Here is an 18,002-nt window from a genome sequence, read left to right as displayed (position 1 = left end):
ACACACAGGACATTGGAGCAAGGAACAACCATGGAACAAGTGGATTGCGTCGTCATCGGCGCCGGCGTGGTGGGACTGGCCGTGGCACGCGCGCTCGCGCTGCAGGGCCGCGAAGTGATCATCCTGGAAGCCGAGAACGCCTTCGGCACCATCACCAGCGCGCGCAACAGCGAGGTCATCCACGCCGGCATCTACTACCCTGCCGGCTCGCTCAAGGCGCAGCTGTGCGTGCGCGGCAAGGCCATGCTGTACGACTACTGCGCCAGCCACCATGTGGCGCACCAGCGCTGCGGCAAGCTGATCGTGGCCACCAGCGAGGCCCAGGTGGCCACGCTCGAAGGCATCCGCGCCAAGGCGGCGGCCAACGGCGTCGACGACCTGCGCCTGATCAGCCGCGCCGAGGCGCAGGCGCTGGAGCCGCAACTGCAATGCCATGCCGCGCTGCTGTCGCCGTCGACCGGCATCGTCGACAGCCACGGCCTGATGACCGCGCTGCTGGGCGATGCGGAAAACGCCGGCGCGATGCTGGCGGTGCAGTCGCCGGTGCTGGGCGGCGCGGTGACGCCGGACGGTATCCGGCTGGAGATCGGCAGCGAGGATGGCAGCGCCACCACGCTGCTGGCGCGCACCGTGGTGAACTCGGCCGGGCTGACCGCGCCCGAACTGGCGCGCCGCATCGATGGCATGCCCGAAGCCCACATCCCGCCGCAGTACTACGCCAAGGGCTGCTATTTCACGTTGGCCGGCCGAGCGCCATTCTCAAGGCTGATCTACCCGGTGCCCGAGGCCGCCGGGCTGGGCGTGCACCTGACCATCGACCTGGGCGGCCAGGCGCGCTTCGGCCCCAATGTGCGCTGGATCGACGAGATCGAATATGGCGTGGACCCGGCCGACGCCGATGGTTTCTATGACGAGGTGCGCCGCTACTGGCCGGGGCTGGCCGACGGCGCGCTGCAGCCGGGCTATGCCGGCATCCGTCCCAAGATCAGCGGCCCGCGTGAAGCGGCGGCGGACTTCCGCATCGACGGCCCCGCCGTGCATGGCGTGCCGGGGCTGGTTCACCTGTTCGGCATCGAGTCGCCGGGGCTGACCTCGTCGCTGGCCATCGCCGAACGGGTCTGCGCGGCGCTGGCCTGAACGGCGTCATCGCCTTCCGCGCGGAAGCTCATCACGGCACAGACCGCGCCGGCGGCCGCCGCAATGGCGGCCAGCCCGAAGGTATGCTCCGGCGCCAGCGCGTTCCAGGTCCAGCCCATCGCCAGCCCGCCCAGCGTGCCGCCGACGCCGTAGGAAATGCCCGTGTACAGCGCCTGCCCGCGCCCCTGCAGCGGCCCGGCAAACCATGTCTGCAGCCGCTTCAGGCTGGCGCTGTGATGCGCGGCGAAGGTGGCGGCGTGCAGCACCTGCACCAGCGCCATCAGCCAGGCAAACTGCGCGAAGTAGCCGGTCAGGCCGAAGCGCAGCGCCGCCAGCACGAAGGTGCCGGCCAGGATGGTGCGCAGCGCGTAGCGCGCGAACAGCAGGCCCTGGTAGTAGAAGAAGACGATCTCGGCGACCACGCCGATGGTCCACATCACGCCGATGGCGAACTTGCCGTAGCCCAGCTTCGCCAGCCACAGCGAATAGAACACATAGAGCGCGGCGTGCGCGAACATCATCAGGAAGGCTGAGGCCAGGAACCAGGCCACGTCGGGCCGGCGCAGCAGCGGCAAGGCGCGCGGCGGCGCCGTGCGCGGACCTTCGTCGGCGGCGTCGCGCATGCTCAGCACCACCCCGGCCAGGATCGCCAGCAGCGTGCTGGCCACCCACGGGAAGGCGCGCATGCCGACTGCTTCGAACAGCGCCCCGCCCGCCAGCACCGCGCCGATGAAGCCGACCGAGCCGAACATGCGGATGCGGCCGTAGCTATGGTCGAAGGCGCCGTAGCGGCGCAGCGTGGAGATGGTCAGGGCATCGCCCAGCGGCGACATTGCACTGGTCAGGAGGCTCAGCGTCAGCATCATCGCCATCATGCCGCCGTAGCTGCCGACGCCCGGCAGCATCAGGAAGGCCAGCAACGAGGTGAACGCGCTCACGCGCAGGATGCGCACGCGCGTGTGCATCACGTCGGACAGCCAGCCCCACAAATAGGGCCCGACGATGCGGCTGACCTGGAAGCTCGCCATCAGCACGCCGATCTGCACCGGGTTGAAGCCGCGGTCGGCGAAATACAGGCTGACGTAGGGCGAGATCAGGCCGACATAGCCATAGTAGCCAAGGTAGAAGAGCCCGAAACGGGCATAGTCGGGGCGGCCGGCGCCGCTGGCGCCGCCCTCGCCGCCCGCTGGGTGCGGCGTCAACTCAACGGGTCTGGCCGGCCTGCGCGGGGATGCGCGGCGTTTCGACCCTGACGTCGCCGCACTGGGCGCGGTGGCGCAGCGCGTGGTCGATCAGCACCAGCGCCAGCATGGCCTCGGCGATCGGCGTGGCGCGGATGCCCACGCAGGGGTCGTGGCGGCCGAAGGTCTCGACGGTGGCGGCGTTGCCGGCCTTGTCGATCGATTCGCGCGGGGTGCGGATCGAGGAAGTCGGCTTGATCGCGAGCGACACGGTCACATCCTGGCCAGTGGAGATCCCGCCCAGCACGCCGCCGGCGTTGTTGGTGCGGAAGCCCCCGGCGGTCAGCTCGTCGCCATGGACGCTGCCGCGCTGGGCCACGCTGTCGAAGCCGGCGCCGATCTCGACGCCCTTGACCGCGTTGATGCCCATCATGGCGTGGGCGATATCGGCGTCGAGCTTGTCGAAGAGGGGCTCGCCCAGGCCCACCGGCACCTTGCTGGCTACCACATCGATGCGCGCGCCGACGGAGTCGCCGTCGCGGCGCAGCGCGTCCATATAGATTTCCAGCTCGGGGATGATGTCGGCATTGGCCGCGAAGAACGGGTTCTCCGGCACTTGCGACCAGTCCGTGAACGGCACGGCGATCTCGCCCAGCTGCGACATATAGCCCCGGATTTCGGTGCCGTACTGTTCGCGCAGCCACTTCTTGGCCACCGCCCCGGCCGCCACCACCGGCGCGGTCAGGCGCGCCGACGAGCGGCCGCCGCCGCGATGGTCGCGGATGCCGTATTTCTGCCAGTAGGTGTAGTCGGCATGGCCCGGGCGGAAGGTCTCGACGATATTGCCGTAGTCCTTGCTGCGCTGGTCGGTGTTGCGGATCAGCAGGCAGATCGGGGTGCCGGTGGTCTTGCCCTCGAACACGCCGGACAGGATCTCGACCTGGTCGGGTTCCTGGCGCTGCGTGACATGGCGCGAGGTGCCGGGCCGGCGACGGTCCAGGTCGCCCTGGATGTCGGCCTCGGTCAGCGCCATGCCCGGCGGGCAGCCGTCCACCACCGCGCCGATGGCGGGCCCGTGCGATTCGCCGAAGGTGGTAACAGTGAAAAGCAGGCCAAGGGTGTTGCCGGACATGATGGAAACCGCACAGGAATTGGGGACGGCCTCCATTGTAAGGCCAATGCCGCCCCGCTGGCGGCCCGGCGGGCTCAGGCGGCCGCGCTTTGCGCCACCAGGTCCGGGTAGAACTCGGCCCGCATCCGCGCCATATAGGCCACCAGGTTGGCATGCCCCTCCGCCGCGGTGCGGATCGGGGTGTCGAATACGGGGCACAGCAGGCTGCCGGCGAAGGCAAACAGCGTGGCGTCGGCCCCGCATGGCAGGTTGCCCATCAGGTAGGGCTTGTCGCCGAGGATGTCGGCGATCGAGGTCACGCCCTTGCTGGCCAGCGCCACCAGGTCCTCCTCGCTATGCCGGCCCAGCCCCTGCCCCCACAGCGTCTTGCGCACCTTGTAGCGCACCAGGCGCTCGGCCAGGCCGCGCACCGGCGCCGGCACGCCGCGGAAGAACTGGGCCGGCCCCTTGTCGAAATTGGCCTGGTCCAGCCAGCGCACCCGCGCCACCGCCCAGTACAGGTGGTCTTCCATCAGCTTCTCGGCGGCCCAGGCGATGCCGCGCTCGGCCGCGTTCAGGCCGGCGTCGAAGTCGATGTGGTAGGTCTTCTCGATATGCCAGCGGATCATGGTGGAATCCGCCACGATCCGGCCCATGTCGTCCAGGTAGGGCAGCTTGCCCTTGGGCGCGCGCCGCAGGCTGCCGCGCCGCGCCTGGTAAGGCAGGCCGGCCAGCTTGAGCAGCATCTCGGCCTTGGTGACAAAGGGGCTGGCGTCGGGCAGCCCGAAGGCAGGGCCAAACGTGTAGAGCGTAATCATCGTCGATCCGGTTTGCGCACCATGGATTTAACGCCAGTCGCCACGCAGGGCCTGCACCATCTGCTGCAGCCCTTCGGGCGTGGCGGCCTCCGGCGGCACCGGCTCGCCCACCACCAGTTCCAGCCGGTTCAGGATGCCGCGCCGGAACGGCCGCGACATCGCCGGCGCATCCTTGCGCGAGAAGAAGCTGCCCCACAGCCCGCGCAGCGCCATCGGCACCACCGGCACCGGCGTGCGCTGGATGATCTGCTGCACACCCTGCCTGAACGGGTTGATGTCGCCGGTCGCGGTGATCTTGCCTTCCGGGAAGATGCAGACCAGGTCGCCCTCTTCCAATGCTTGCGCCACACTGTCATAGGCGCGCTTGAGCATGTCCGGATTCTCATGCGCCGGCGCGATCGGGATCGCGCGGGCCTGGCGGAAGAACCACGACAGCAGCGGCACCTTGAAGATATTGTGGTCCATCAGGAAGCGCACCGGGCGCGGGCTGCAGGCCATCAGCACCACCGCGTCGGCAAAGCTGACGTGGTTGCAGACCAGCACTGCCGGGCCGTCGGCGGGGATGCGCTCGGCATTGACGCGGCGCAGCCGGTAGACGGTATGGACCAGGATCCACGCGATGAAGCGCAGCAGGAATTCCGGCACCAGCGAGTAGATATAGACCGCCACCGCCGCATTGAGCAGCCCCACCACCAGGAACAGGTGCGGGATGCTGTAGCCGGCCTGCGTCATCGCCACGCCCAGCAGCGAAGCGGCGATCATGAAGAAGCTGTTCAGGATGTTGTTGGCGGCAATGATGCGGGCGCGGTGCGTGGGCGCGCTGCGGCTCTGGATCAGCGCGTACAGCGGCACGCTGTAGAAGCCGCCGAACATGGCCAGCAGGAACAGGTCCGCCAGCACGCGCCAGTGGTGCGGCTCGGCCAGGAAGCCGCCGAGGCCGCTGAGCGCCGCCGGCGGCTGCCCCTGGCTGGCAAAGAACAGGTCGACCGCGAACACAGTCATGCCGATCGACCCGAACGGCACCAGGCCGATCTCGACATGGCGCCCGGACAAGCGCTCGCACAGCAGCGAACCGGTGCCGATGCCCACCGAGAACACCGCCAGCAGCAGTGTCACCACGTTCTGGTCGCCGCCCAGCACATCCTTGGCATAGCTGAAGAACGAGGTCAGGAAGGTGGCGCCCAGGAACCACAGCCACGAGATGCCCAGCAGGCTCAGGAATACCGTGCGATTGCCGCGCGCCAGCACCAGGTTGCGCCAGGTCTCGGAGAACGGGTTCCAGTTGATGCGCAGGTCCGGCTGCGGCGCCGGCGAGGCCGGGATGCGGCCCGACACCAGCCGACCCGCCACGGCAAGGGCCACGCACACCGCGCCCACGTACATCGGCCCCACGATGGTGCCGCCCTGTTGCAGCCCTGCCAGTTCGCCGCCGATCAGGGTCCCGATCAGGATCGCGACAAAGGTGCCCATCTCGACCATGCCGTTGCCGCCGACCAGCTCGCTTTCATCGAGGTGCTGCGGCAGGTAGGCGAACTTGACGGGCCCGAACAGCGTGGAATGCAGCCCCATCAGGAAGGTGCCGGTGTACAGCAGCGGGGCGCTGTGCCAGGCAAAGCCGGCCAGGCCAAGCAACATGATGGCGATTTCCAGCGACTTGACCAGCCGGATCAGGCGCGACTTCTCCAGCTTGTCGGCGATCTGCCCGCTGGTGGCCGAGAACAGCACGAACGGCGCGATAAAGATGGCCGAGATCAGGAAGGCCGCGCTGCGCGCGTCCACGCCCTCGAACAGCGCCGTGTGGTAGGTCACCAGCGAGGTGAAGGCGACCTTGAAGAGGTTGTCGTTCATCGCCCCCAAGAACTGGGTCCAGAAGAACGGGGCGAAGCGGCGCAGGCCGAGCAGTCGGAACTGGCTGTGTTGGCTCATGGATGGGCCGGTCGGTCAGGGAACCGCCGCCGAAATGGAAACGCCGGCAAGTTTGCCGGAGCCGGCGCCCGGCCGCCACCCCGCCACGCCCGCGTGGCGTCAATTGAGAAAAACTTCAGAATGCCCGTCGTTCCCGCGAAGGCGGGAATCCAGTGACTTTCAAAGACGCTGGATTCCCGCGTGCGCGGGAATGACGGTAGATTCTGCCCCACTCACTCGGCGTGCTCTTCCGGCCAGTCGCGGATATAGGCCTTGAGCATCTTGTTCTCGAAGCTCTGGTCCTCGACCACGGCCTTGGCAACGTCGTAGAAGGAGATCACGCCCATCAGCGTGCGGTTGTCGAGCACCGGCAGGTAGCGCGTGTGACGCTCCAGCATCATGCGGCGGACCTCGTTGACATCGGTCTCCATGGTGCAGGTCAGCGGCGCATCGTCCATCACCTTGCGGATGCTGGTGCTGCCGACATTGCCGTGATTGCGGGCCAGCGTCTCGATGATCTCGCGGAAGGTCAGCATGCCGACCAGGTCGCCGTACTCCATCACCACCAGCGAGCCGATATCGTGCTCGGCCATGGTGTGGACGGCTACCAGCAAGGAGGTGTCAGGCGTCACGGTATAGAGCGTATTGCCCTTGATCTGGAGGATGTCGCTGACTTTCATGTTGGTCTCCGCTGCCTGCGCTCAAACTGAGGGCACCGCTCCGGCCAGGGGCACGGGGGGCGATACCGGTCACATTGTTATCTGTCTATGGGTGTGCGGGCACTGTCCGCCCGTTGGCCGATGCTAGCCCAAACCCGCCGTCCAAGTAAAGCGGGAGGCCGGTTTGCGGGCCGCGGCTGCGCGTGGGCAGGCACACGGTGCTACGATGCTGGCCGGAGACAACTCAAGGCCCACCGACCATGTCCGGAACCCGCTTCGACACGCTGGCGCTGCACGCCGGCGCCGCGCCCGACCCCGCCACCGGGGCCCGCGCCACCCCCATCCACCTGACCACGTCTTTTGTGTTCCGCGACAGCGAGCACGCCGCGTCGCTGTTCAACATGGAGCGCGCGGGGCACGTCTACTCCCGTATTTCCAATCCCACCGTGGCCGTGCTGGAAGAGCGCATCGCCGCGCTGGAAAACGGCGCCGGCGCCATCGCCACGGCCTCGGGCCAGGCCGCGCTGCACCTGGCGGTGGCCACGCTGATGGGTGCGGGCTCGCACGTGGTGGCCTCGTCGGCGCTGTACGGCGGCTCGCACAACCTGCTGCACTACACGCTGCGCCGCTTCGGCATCGAGACCACCTTCGTCAAGGCGCGCGACATCGACGCCTGGCGCGCCGCGATCCGCCCCAACACCCGGCTGCTGTTCGGCGAGACCCTGGGCAACCCGGGGCTGGACGTGCTGGACATTCCCACCCTCGCGCAACTGGGCCAGGACAACGGCATCCCGCTGCTGGTGGATTCCACCTTCACCACGCCCTACCTGCTGCGCCCGTTCGACCACGGCGCCGGCCTGCTCTACCACTCGGCCACCAAGTTCCTGGGCGGCCATGGCACCACCATCGGCGGCGTGCTGGTCGAAGGCGGCACCTTCGACTTCGAAGCCTCGGGGCGCTTCCCGGAGCTGTCGGAGCCGTATGAAGGCTTCCACAACATGGTATTCACCGAGGAAAGCACGGTGGCGCCCTTCCTGCTGCGCGCGCGCCGCGAGGGCCTGCGCGACTTCGGCGCCTGCATGAACCCGATGGCCGCCTGGCAGCTGCTGCAGGGCGTCGAGACACTGCCGCTGCGCATGAGCCGCCATGTCGACAACACCCGCAAGGTGGTGCAGTTCCTGGTGTCGCACCCGATGGTGGAATCGGTGTCGTATCCGGAACTGGAATCGCACCCCGACTATGAACTGGCCAAGCGCCTGCTGCCGCGCGGCTGCGGCGCGGTGTTCAGCTTCAACCTGAAGGGCAACCGCATGGCCGGCCAGCGCTTTATCGAGAGCATGTCGCTGTTCTCGCACCTGGCCAACGTGGGCGACGCGCGCTCGCTGGTGATCCACCCGGCCTCGACCACGCACTTCCGCATGGACGCGGCGGCGCTGCAGTCGGCCGGCATCACCGAAGGCACGATCCGGCTGTCGATCGGCCTGGAAGACCCGGATGACCTGATCGACGATCTCAAGCGCGGCCTGAAGGCGGCCGAGAGGGCCATGAGCGCCAAGGGAGGGCAAGCCTGATGGAACTGAACGTTGCCGGCCAGCCGGCCTACGCCTATACCGGCGGCAAACCCTTCGATCCCGCCCTGCCCTGTGCCGTGTTTGTCCACGGCGCGCAGAATGACCACAGCGTGTGGGCCCTGCAGACGCGCTGGTTCGCCAACCACGGTTTCTCGGTGCTGGCGGTGGACCTGCCGGGCCACAACCGCAGCAAGGGCGCACCGCTGGCCACTGTCGAAGCGATGGCCGACTGGGTCATGGCCCTGGTGGCGGCCGCCGGCGTGAAAGCGCCGGCCTTCGTCTTCGGCCACAGCATGGGCTCGCTGATCGCGCTGGAATGCGCGGCGCGGCATGCGCAGGCGGTGCGCGGCATCGGCCTACTGGCCACGGCCTACCCGATGAAGGTTTCGGACGCGCTGCTGGACGCCTCGCTCAACCGCGAGGACGAAGCCATCGCCATGGTCAACGCCTGGTCGCATTCGAGCCTGGCCAACAAGCCGTCTTCGCCCGGGCCGGGCGCGTGGATGCATGGCGGCAGCCAGCGGCTGATGGAGCGCGTGTCGCGCAACAACCCGCAGGCCCATGTGTTCCACAATGACTTCTCGGCCTGCAACGCCTACGCCCAGGGCGAAGAGGCCGCGGCCGCGGTGGCCTGCCCGGCGCTGTTCATCACCGGCACCAAGGACATGATGACGTCGCCCAAAGCGGCCCAGGCGCTGGCCGGCAAGATGGCCAAGGCGAGCCTGGTGACGGTGCCCTGCGGGCATGCGTTGATGGGGGAGCGGCCGGATGAAGTGCTGGACGCGCTGGCCGGCTTTGCGCGCAAGGTGGTCGCTGCTGGCTAAGTTTGGCCCCGGGTGGCTGGCCGGCTCCGCCGGCAGCCACCCTCCCGACACCTCGGCGCAGTAGGTCTACACTGCACAAAACAAGACCTGCCGGAGACAGCCATGGCCCACGCCCGCGTGCGCGAGTTCGAGAATTTCGCGGCTTTCTATCCCTATTACCTGAGTGAACACCAGGACCGGACCTGCCGGCGGCTGCATTTTGTCGGGTCGACGGTGGCGTTGCTGTGCCTGGCGGCAATGGTGGTGACCGGCAATGCGTGGTGGCTGCTCGCCGCGGTGGTGGCGGGCTATGCCTTTGCGTGGGTCGGGCACTTTTGGTTCGAGAAGAACCGGCCGGCTACGTTTCGGCATCCGGTTTATAGCCTGATGGGGGATTGGGTGATGTATGGGGATATCTGGAGGGGGAGGATTGCGTTTTGAGGGGGGGGTTGGTTGTTTGGGTGGGGGGTATGTCGGTCGGGTTCGATGTTGTCGTAGGTTTTGCCGCCTGGTTCCGCCCTGCTGGGCGGGTCACTTTTTGTCCGAGCCCTCCATGTCAGGATAGTTGTCGCCTCGCCGCCTTTCGATGAAGGACAATGGAGGGCGGTAACGGTTGGAAGATGAAGCGTTATCCGGCGGAGTACAAGGAATGGGTGGTTGAGCAGATGATGCCGCCCTTGAATCGGTCGGTTGTGGAGTTGGCCAAGGAGACGGGTGTCACGACGGTGAGCCTGCGTACGTGGCGCAACGAAGCCCGAGAGCAAGGACAGGTTGTGCCAGGCAACGGCAAGCAGAGTGACAAGTGGTCAAGTGCGGACAAGTTCCGGGTGGTGCTGGAGACAGCGCCCCTGAGCGAGGCGGAGCTGTCCGAATACTGCCGCAGGAAGGGCATTCAGCCGGAACAGATCCGGCAGTGGCGCGCCGCCTGTGAGCAGGCTAACGCGAAGACGCTGGCCAAGCCCGGCCTGGCGCAGCGCCGCGAGGAAGAGACTGCCCAGAAACGGATCCGCGATCTGGAGCGCGAACTCAAGCGCAAGAATGCGGCGCTGGCGGAGACAGCGGCGCTGCTGGTGCTGCGAAAAAAAGCCGAGGCGATCTGGGGAAGGGACGAGGAGGACTGATCAACGTCTCGGATCGCCGCGAAGCCATCATGTTGATCGATGAAGCGGTAAAGAGCGGTGCGCGTCAAGCCAGCGCCTGCAGGGAGTTGGGCCTGAACGAGCGCACCTTGCAGCGCTGGCGTCATGTGCCTGCGGATGGCCGCCCGGGCGCGCAGCGCCCAGTGCCGGCCAATAAGCTCAGCGAGGCGGAGCGGCAGGCCGTGCTGGCCGCGGCCAACCAGCGCGGCTACGAGAGCCTGACGCCGCACCAGATCGTGCCGAAGCTGGCCGACGAAGGCCGCTATGTGGCCTCGGAGTCGACGTTCTACCGCGTGCTCAAGGCCGAAGGCCAGGCGCGCCGGCGCGGGCGCAGCCACAATGCCAAGTCCTCGCGCCCGCTGACTACACACCGCGCCGACGGACCGAACCAGGTGTGGTGCTGGGACATCACGTGGATGCCCACGACGGTGAAAGGTCGCTTCTTTTACTGGTACATGATGCAGGACATCTACAGCCGCAAGCTGGTAGTCAACGAGGTGCACGAGAGCGAATCGGCTGAACATGCCAGCCAACTGCTGTCGCTAGGCTGCCTGCGCGAGCAGACCGCCGGGCGGCCGCTGGTGCTGCATTCGGACAATGGCAGCGTCATGAAAGGAGGGACGATGCTGGCGACGATGGGTTACCTGGGCGTGCAGCCCTCATACAGTCGCCCGCGCGTGAGCAATGACAACGCTTACGCAGAAGCGCTGTTCCGCACAGCCAAGTATTGCCCGCTGTGGCCGGATCGGCCATTCGATACGCTGCAGCAAGCGCGCGATTGGGTCCATCGGTTCGTGCACTGGTACAACGAGGAGCACCGCCACAGTGGCCTGAAGTACGTCACGCCGAACCAGCGGCACCGCGAGGAAGCGGTGCCCCTGCTGGCGCGACGCACGATGCTGTATCAGGCAGCCCGCACCCGACATCCGCAGCGCTGGTCGCGGGGAATCCGGAATTGGAAGCTGGAGCCAGTGGTCTACCTGAACCCCGAGCGAGCTGAATAGGAACCCAAGGAATACCGGAAAGCTGCATGACGGCGAACGCGACAACTACCTTGACACACACCGGAGCGACAAAAAGTAACCAAAAAACGCGTCGCCTCTGGCGGCTGGCCACCAATTCCTCGGTGCGGGTGGTTCGGGCGGCGGTGATTTCCGTTCGGTGGGGTTGGTGGTTCGACCCTGCTACGCACCCTGTCTGTGCCCACATCAACGGACTATTGGACGAACCCGACTTTAGGCTATTGGCAGCCTACTAACCACGGCGTCGGTGGGACGCCTTCGGCTGCGCTACGCGCACGTCCTAAGGGGGCAGAACCAGTGGCCACATCCTGATTTTTTCCTTTGGCCCGGCATCATCCGCGACAACGCCGTGCGAGCGCAGCGACGCGCTCCGTGCCCGAGCACCCGACCTACGATACTGAGTGCGCGCAGCGCAGCCGTAGGCGTCCTACCGATAACCTCGTTAGAAGGCTGCCAACAGCCTAAAGTCGGGTTCGTCCAATAGTCCCTGGACGCAAGGCACATCCCGGGAGCGTAGCAGGGTTGAACCACCTACCCCCACCGAACGGAAATCACCACCGCTCGAACCACCCACACCGTGGAATGGGTGGCCAGCCGCCTGAGGCGACGCGTTTTTTGGTTACTTTTTGGCGCTCGGCCAAAAAGTGACCCGCCCAGCAGGGCGGAACCAGGCCGTAAAACCTACGACAACATCAAACCCGACCGACATAACCAAACCAACGAACAGAACGCCCCATCCCTCAAACCTGCCCATGCCACCCCGGCGGCACCACCTCCAGCGTCCGCCGCTGCCCCGCCCCATTTCCATCCCCCGCCGGAGGCAAATCCACCGCCTGCTGCCGGAACACCGCCTCCAGCGTCTGATCCAGCTGCGGATTATCCAGGATCGACTTGAGCGCATCAGCCCCCCGCAACTCCTGCGCCAGCGCCGTGCGCGGCAACCGCGGCAGGTTCAGCACCAGCCGGTCATGCAGCGTGCGCAGCGTCACCTGCGACGGATCGCACAGCAGCGCCCAGTGAGCCTGCCCACGCTCCTGCTGCAGGCGCCCGATCAGGTGCATGGCCTTGAGCTTGCCGAGCAGGCCCGCGAGGTAGTCGGCCTCGACCCGCAGCTTGCGGCCCAGGTCCAGTTCGCCGACGCTGCGCGGCACTTCGTCGCGCGCGCGGTAGAGCAACAGCAGCACACCCAGGGCATCGAAGAACTCACTGCCGGCAAAGGTGCGGCGCCGCCAGTAGCCCTGCCGGATCACCGGCAGGTTGGCGGCGATGGTGGCACCCAGCAGCGTCACCAGCCAGCTCAGGTAGATCCACAGCAGGAAGATCGGCAGCGCCGCAAAGGTGCCGTAGACCGCCGTGTAAGTCGGGATATGCGTGATGAAGTAGCCGAAGCCGCGCTTGGCGCACTCGAACGCGATTGCCGCCACCAGGCCCGCCACGATGGCATCGCGCCACTCAACATAGGCATTGGGCACGGCCGTGTACAGGAAGGCAAAGGCCAGCGCCGACAGCAGCACCGGCGTCGCGCCCACCAGCAGGCCCAGCCCCACCGGCATGGTGCCGACATAGCCCGCCGAGATCGAGATCAGGTAGGAGCTGATCGACAGGCTGGCGCCGATCAGCACCGGCCCGAAGGTCAGCACGGCCCAGAACACCAGCACCCGCTGCGCCAGCGGGCGCCGCTGCTTGACGCGCCAGATTGCGTTAAGCGCGTCTTCCACGGTGAGCATGGTCAGCACGGAAGTGACCATCAGCGCTCCCAGGCCCATCGCGGTCAGGCCACGCGCGCTCTTGGCGAACATGCCGAGGTAGCGCTGGATCGATTCGCTGACGCTGCCGGGAATCAGGTTCTGGAACAGGAACGCCTCGATGGCGTTGCGGAAGTCGCGGAATACCGGGAACGCGGCCAGCAGCGCGAACGCCACCGTCAGCACCGGCACCACGGCCAGCACGGTGGTGAAGGTCAGGCTGGCCGAGACCTGCGGCAGCCGGTCTTCGCCGGCGCGGCGCAGTGCATAGCGCGTCAGGGCGCGCAGCTTCTGCAGGTTCCATTCCCGGCGCAGGCGGGCGACGCGGGTTCCAATCATGCGCAAACAACCTCCTGGATCTGGTCTGTCGGATCGATGAGCGCCCCCGCTGAACCCGGGGCGCGAGGCCGATGGGAGATGACGCGGGGGGCGCATCTATAATACGCGCATTGTTTCCGGCATCTTTTGTGCAGCGCCCCTCCACCGCCGGCCATCCCGCTCCATGACCGACATCCTCGTCCTGTACTACAGCCGCCACGGCAGCACCCACAAACTTGCCGAACTGATCGCCAACGGAATCGACAGCGTCCCTGGCGCCCAGGCCCGGCTGCGCACGGTGCCGCCGGTATCCACCGTCTGCGAGGCCACCGCATCCGATATCCCGGCCGACGGCCCGCCGTATGCCGAGCTGCGCGACCTGGAGGAATGCGCCGGCCTGGCGCTGGGCAGCCCCACCCGCTTCGGCAACATGGCCGCGCCGATGAAGTACTTCCTGGACGGCACTGTGGGCCAGTGGCTGTCGGGCGCGCTGACCGGCAAGCCGGCCTGCGTGTTCACCGCCACCGGCAGCCTGCACGGCGGACAGGAAACCACGCTGCTGTCGATGATGCTGCCGCTGCTGCACCACGGCATGCTGATCCTGGGCCTGCCGTATTCGGAAAAGGGCCTGATGACCACGGCCTCGGGCGGCACGCCCTACGGTCCCAGCCACCATGCCCACGGCGACAACCGCGGCCCGGTCACGGAAGACGAATCGGCGCTGGCCATCGCCATGGGCCGGCGGCTGGCGCAGACCGCGCTGCGCCTGGCGGGAGACGCGGCATGACCCCCGTTTCCAACAGCGACCAGGCGCTGCACAGTCCCTGGCTGTTCCGCTTCAGCGTCGGCAGCCTGCTCGCGCTGATGGCGCTGTGCATCGCCTGGGAATGGTTCCTGGCGCCGCTGCGTCCGGGCGGGTCGTGGCTGATCATCAAGTTCCTGCCGCTGCTGCTGCCGCTGCGCGGCGTGCTCACGCGCAACCGCTACACCATGCAGTGGTCGTCGATGCTGATCCTGCTGTTCTTCACCGAAGGGATCGTGCGCGCCACCAGCGACCGGGCGCCCTCCTCCACGCTGGCGTGGGTGGAGGTGGCGCTGACGCTGATGTTCTTCACCAGCACCATCCTGTACCTGCGCCCATACAAGCGCCGCGCCCGCGCGGCCGGCAAGGCAGCCGCGCCCAAGTCCTGAACCTCATCCCGCCATCGCCATGACCTCGCCTCAAGACTCCTTCCTCGCACTGTGCCGCGCCGCGCTCGGTGCGCAGCATGTGCTGACCGACGCGGCCGACAAGGCGCCCTACCTGACCGACTGGCGCAAGCGCTACAGCGGCGAGGCGCTGGCGGTGCTGCGCCCCGGCACCACCGAGGAAGTCGCCGAGGTGGTCCATGCCTGCCATGCGCACAAGATCGCCGTGGTGCCGCAAGGCGGCAACACCGGCCTGTGCGGGGGCGCCACGCCGGTGGCAGGGCAGGACCAGGTGGTGGTCTCGCTGCAACGCCTCGCCCGCATCCGCCAGGTCGATCCGCTCAACAACACCATCACCGTCGAGGCCGGCGTGGTGCTGCAGCACCTGCAGGACGTGGCGCGCGAGCACGGCCGGCTGTTTCCGCTGAGCCTGGCGGCCGAAGGCAGCTGCACCATCGGCGGCAACCTGTCGACCAATGCCGGCGGCACCGCGGTGCTGCGCTACGGCAACACGCGCGAGCTGTGCCTGGGGCTGGAAGTGGTGACGCCGTCGGGCGAGATCTGGCACGGCCTGCGCGGCCTGCGCAAGGACAACACCGGCTATGACCTGCGCGATCTCTTTATCGGCGCCGAAGGCACGCTGGGCATCATCACCGCGGCGGTGATGAAGCTGTTCCCGCTGCCGCGCGCCTCGGTCACGGCGCTGGCCGCGGTGCAGAGCCCGCGCGCGGCGCTGGCGCTGCTGGCCATCGCGCAATCGCACGCGGGCGCCATGCTGACCGGGTTCGAGCTGATGTCCGCGCTCAGCATGACGCTGGTGACGCGGCACTTCCCGCAACTGCGCTACCCGTTCGCTGACATCCACCCGCAGCTGGTGCTGCTGGAACTGTCCGACAGCGAAAGCGAAGCCCATGCGCGCGGCATCTTCGAGACCATGATGTCGACCGCGTTCGACGCCGGCGTGGTGGCCGACGCAGTGGTGGCCGAATCTGTGCAGCAGTCGTGCGATTTCTGGAACCTGCGCGAGCATATCCCGCTGGCGCAGGTGGAAGACGGCAAGAACATCAAGCACGATATCGCCGTGCCGGTGTCGCGCGTGGCGGACTTTATCGAAACCACCGACGCGCTGCTGCAGAACGCCTTCCCCGGCGCGCGCATGGTGACCTTCGGCCACCTCGGCGATGGCAACCTGCACTACAACGTGTCGCCGCCGGAAGGCGTCGACCATGACGCGTTCCTGGCGCACCAGGACCAGGTCAATCGCATCGTGCACGACAGCGTGCGCTCGCATAACGGCTCGATTTCCGCCGAGCACGGGCTGGGCCAGCTCAAGCGCGAGGAAAACCGGCTCTACAAGAGCGAAGTCGAGCTGGCGATGATGCGCGCGATCAAGGGCGCGCTCGATCCGATAGGGCTGATGAATCCAGGCAAGGTGATCTGAGCGCGCCGCGCCGTCATCGCGCCAGGGCCTCGCGGATATGTCCCGCCACCTCCTCCAGCAACTGGTCGAGATGGCCGCGCAGCACGGCGAAGCCTGCGTGCGGCGCAAACCGTGCCTCGTCCATATAGAGTGCACGGTTGATCTCGATCTGCAGGCTGTGGCGGCCGCGCGCGGGGTCGGCATAGGCACGGATCAGTTCCGCCCCCTTGTATGGCCAGTTGATACCCACCCGGTAGCCGAAGCCGCGCAGGCACTGCGCCACCAGGTCGATGAACGCAGGCGAGCACGTAGCACCGTCGCCGTTGCTGACCACGACGTCCGGCCGCTCCGCGCCGTTGTCCACGTTCATCGCATTGCCGCGCGACTTCATCGAATGGCAGTCGATGTGCCACACCGCGCCCGAGCGCGCATGGTGCCGCGCCAGCACGCCGGCCAGCGCGGCGTGGTAGGGGTCGTAATAGGTCTTCAGCAGGTACTCCGCCATGTCGGGCGACAGTGGCGCGGCGTAGACCGGCACGCCCGGCAGCGCCAGCCGGCGCAGCACGCCCATGCCGCGCCCGGCCTTGTCGCTGGGCTGCACGGCATAGGGCATGGCGCCGTCGATCAGCGCGGGATCGATATCGTCGCGGGCGCGGTTGACGTCCACCATCCAGCGCGGAAAGCCCGCGCACAGCAGCGTGCCGCCCACCATCGGCGCATGCGCGAACAATTGGTCGACATAGGCGTCCCAGCCCGTCAGCAGGGCTTCGGGCGGCGCGGCCAGCGGCAGGGTCTCGGCATGCACCAGCCCGCTGTGCGGGGAGTCCACCACCAGCGGCAGGGCCGCGCCGGCAGGTTCAGTCAGCGAATAAGGAAGAGCCATTATCAGAATTTGTGCTGGATGCCGATGCCCACCGTGGTCACGGTGTCACCGGGCTTGTGCGAGTTGGGGTCCTCGCGGTCAACGAAGGCGTAGGGCATGGTGCGCTTGCTCAGGCTGTAACCGTAGGCGGCCTGCACCTTCTTGAGCCGGCCCTGCGGGTCGCGCTGCACCGCGCGCTCCATGTAGTTCACGGTGAGCTTGTGGGCGCCATAAGGCACGGTGAAGCCGACCAGCCAGTACGGCACGTCGGTACGCGTGGTGGCAGTGCCGGCGTAGCGGTCGCGCCCGTAGATGCCGTAGAGATTGACCACGGTGAAGTCATAGGAAGCCACCGCCTGCACCTTGTCGCGGAAATCATTGGCCACCAGTCCGCCGGTCTTGGCATCGCGTGAATAGCCCACGCCCGCGGCAAAGTTGCCGGCGGCGTAGTTCAGGCCAAGGTCGTACTGCCGGAAATCGTCCTCGGCCTGGACCGGGGATTTGGCGTTGGGCGTCGCTGGATCGGGACCCGCCAGGTTCACGCGCGCCCGCACCGAAAAGCCGCCGAACGTTGGCGTCACATAGCCCAGCGCATTCGACACGCGGTTGCGCGCATTCAGCACCTTGGTGCCGATGGCGGTGGCGCCGGCATCATGGATGGCGAAGTCGACGTTCTGCGTCACCTGCGAATAGATCGGCGACCCCACGATCGCCGCCGAATCCAGCCGCCCCAGCGCGATCGCGCCGAAGCCGCCCTCCAGACCAACAAAGGCATTGCGGAACTGCGGGTTGGTGGCCATGCCGGTATCGGCGAAAAACCCCTGCTCCAGCCCGAACGCGGCGCGCAGCCCGCCGCCCAGGTCTTCGCTGCCGCGCATGCCCCAGCGCGAGGCATTGTCGGTCATCTGCGTGGCCCCGCCATCCGGGCCCTTCTGGTATTCGATATCGGTGTCGAGGCGACCGTACAGCGTCACCGATGCATCGGCCGCCGCCGACAGCATCGCCAGCGCGCCGCCGATGCAGGCGCGTCCGAGCGCGCTCTTGGTCTGGATACTCTTCATGCTTCTGCTCCCTCTTCGTTATGTGCCATGCACAGGTCCCCTCGGTTGGTCCCAGCTGCCGC

The 18,002-nt window shown here is 67.3% G+C and carries 16 protein-coding genes; 8 read left to right on the top strand and 8 right to left on the bottom strand.

What is annotated here, in order from left to right; all coding sequences use genetic code 11:
* Positions 1-30 precede the first annotated feature (30 nt).
* The gene (locus ACREYQ_RS05870) at positions 31-1,137 is read left to right on the top strand and encodes an NAD(P)/FAD-dependent oxidoreductase (protein ID WP_432259827.1); all 1,107 of its coding nucleotides are present in this window, start codon (positions 31-33) and stop codon (positions 1,135-1,137) included.
* Here the strand turns inward: ACREYQ_RS05870 and ACREYQ_RS05865 are convergent.
* The 5 genes from ACREYQ_RS05865 to ACREYQ_RS05845 form a co-directional block, all read right to left on the bottom strand.
* Complete coding sequence (locus ACREYQ_RS05865) at positions 1,059-2,339, bottom strand: MFS transporter (protein ID WP_432259826.1); 1,281 nt, start codon at positions 2,337-2,339, stop codon at positions 1,059-1,061. The two genes, ACREYQ_RS05870 and ACREYQ_RS05865, sit on opposite strands and share 79 nt — an antisense overlap.
* 1 nt (position 2,340) lies before the next feature.
* Complete coding sequence (gene aroC, locus ACREYQ_RS05860; RefSeq protein WP_432259825.1) at positions 2,341-3,450, bottom strand: chorismate synthase; 1,110 nt, start codon at positions 3,448-3,450, stop codon at positions 2,341-2,343.
* A 74-nt stretch (positions 3,451-3,524) separates the two neighbouring features.
* Complete coding sequence (locus ACREYQ_RS05855) at positions 3,525-4,247, bottom strand: glutathione S-transferase C-terminal domain-containing protein (protein WP_432259824.1); 723 nt, start codon at positions 4,245-4,247, stop codon at positions 3,525-3,527.
* A gap of 27 nt (positions 4,248-4,274) precedes the next feature.
* Positions 4,275-6,173 (bottom strand): MFS transporter, encoded by a 1,899-nt coding sequence (locus tag ACREYQ_RS05850; protein WP_432259823.1) that lies wholly within the window; start codon positions 6,171-6,173, stop codon positions 4,275-4,277.
* Positions 6,174-6,385: 212 nt separating this feature from the next.
* Positions 6,386-6,832, bottom strand: a complete 447-nt coding sequence (locus ACREYQ_RS05845; protein ID WP_432259822.1) for a CBS domain-containing protein — start codon at positions 6,830-6,832, stop codon at positions 6,386-6,388.
* Between the two features lie 239 nt (positions 6,833-7,071).
* Between ACREYQ_RS05845 and ACREYQ_RS05840 the strand changes: the two genes are divergently transcribed.
* The 4 genes from ACREYQ_RS05840 to ACREYQ_RS05825 all read left to right on the top strand — a co-directional run bounded on the left by ACREYQ_RS05840 (position 7,072) and on the right by ACREYQ_RS05825 (position 11,328).
* The gene (locus tag ACREYQ_RS05840) at positions 7,072-8,382 is read left to right on the top strand and encodes an O-acetylhomoserine aminocarboxypropyltransferase (protein ID WP_432259821.1); all 1,311 of its coding nucleotides are present in this window, start codon (positions 7,072-7,074) and stop codon (positions 8,380-8,382) included.
* The gene (locus tag ACREYQ_RS05835) at positions 8,382-9,206 is read left to right on the top strand and encodes an alpha/beta fold hydrolase (protein ID WP_432259820.1); all 825 of its coding nucleotides are present in this window, start codon (positions 8,382-8,384) and stop codon (positions 9,204-9,206) included. Before ACREYQ_RS05840 ends, ACREYQ_RS05835 begins: the two co-directional genes overlap by 1 nt.
* Positions 9,207-9,308: 102 nt before the next feature.
* A complete protein-coding gene (locus ACREYQ_RS05830) occupies positions 9,309-9,626 on the top strand; it encodes an Mpo1-like protein (RefSeq protein ID WP_432259819.1) in 318 nt (105 codons plus the stop codon).
* A 179-nt stretch (positions 9,627-9,805) separates the two neighbouring features.
* Positions 9,806-11,328, top strand: a protein-coding gene (locus ACREYQ_RS05825; RefSeq protein WP_432258225.1) for an IS3 family transposase whose coding sequence is annotated in 2 segments (ribosomal slippage) — positions 9,806-10,292 and positions 10,292-11,328 — 1,524 coding nt in all. Because the reading frame shifts where the segments join, the coding sequence is not laid out codon by codon here.
* Between the two features lie 758 nt (positions 11,329-12,086).
* Here ACREYQ_RS05825 and ACREYQ_RS05820 read toward each other — a convergent pair.
* Complete coding sequence (locus tag ACREYQ_RS05820) at positions 12,087-13,430, bottom strand: YihY family inner membrane protein (protein ID WP_432259818.1); 1,344 nt, start codon at positions 13,428-13,430, stop codon at positions 12,087-12,089.
* A gap of 163 nt (positions 13,431-13,593) precedes the next feature.
* Here ACREYQ_RS05820 and wrbA point away from each other — a divergent pair, with 163 nt between their 5' ends.
* Genes wrbA through ACREYQ_RS05805 form a run of 3 tightly spaced genes read left to right on the top strand, consistent with a single transcriptional unit; the run spans position 13,594 to position 16,038 of the window.
* A complete protein-coding gene (gene wrbA, locus ACREYQ_RS05815) occupies positions 13,594-14,196 on the top strand; it encodes an NAD(P)H:quinone oxidoreductase (protein WP_432259817.1) in 603 nt (200 codons plus the stop codon).
* A complete protein-coding gene (locus tag ACREYQ_RS05810; protein WP_432259816.1) occupies positions 14,193-14,600 on the top strand; it encodes a DUF2069 domain-containing protein in 408 nt (135 codons plus the stop codon). The genes wrbA and ACREYQ_RS05810 overlap by 4 nt, the downstream gene beginning before the upstream one ends.
* A 19-nt stretch (positions 14,601-14,619) precedes the next feature.
* Positions 14,620-16,038, top strand: coding sequence for an FAD-binding oxidoreductase (locus tag ACREYQ_RS05805; protein WP_432259815.1), 1,419 nt, complete (start codon positions 14,620-14,622; stop codon positions 16,036-16,038).
* A gap of 13 nt (positions 16,039-16,051) precedes the next feature.
* Here the strand turns inward: ACREYQ_RS05805 and ACREYQ_RS05800 are convergent, their stop codons facing one another.
* Together ACREYQ_RS05800 and ACREYQ_RS05795 are read right to left on the bottom strand one after the other, a co-directional pair.
* The gene (locus tag ACREYQ_RS05800) at positions 16,052-16,900 is read right to left on the bottom strand and encodes an N-formylglutamate amidohydrolase (RefSeq protein WP_432259814.1); all 849 of its coding nucleotides are present in this window, start codon (positions 16,898-16,900) and stop codon (positions 16,052-16,054) included.
* Between the two features lie 2 nt (positions 16,901-16,902).
* Positions 16,903-17,940 (bottom strand): porin, encoded by a 1,038-nt coding sequence (locus tag ACREYQ_RS05795; protein ID WP_432259813.1) that lies wholly within the window; start codon positions 17,938-17,940, stop codon positions 16,903-16,905.
* Positions 17,941-18,002: the final 62 nt, after the last annotated feature.

The sequence above is a fragment of the Cupriavidus sp. TMH.W2 genome, assembly GCF_050847365.1.
Classification (GTDB): domain Bacteria; phylum Pseudomonadota; class Gammaproteobacteria; order Burkholderiales; family Burkholderiaceae; genus Cupriavidus.
The sequence above is the reverse complement of the archived record's forward strand: the minus strand, read 5'-3'. Positions and strand labels throughout refer to the sequence as shown.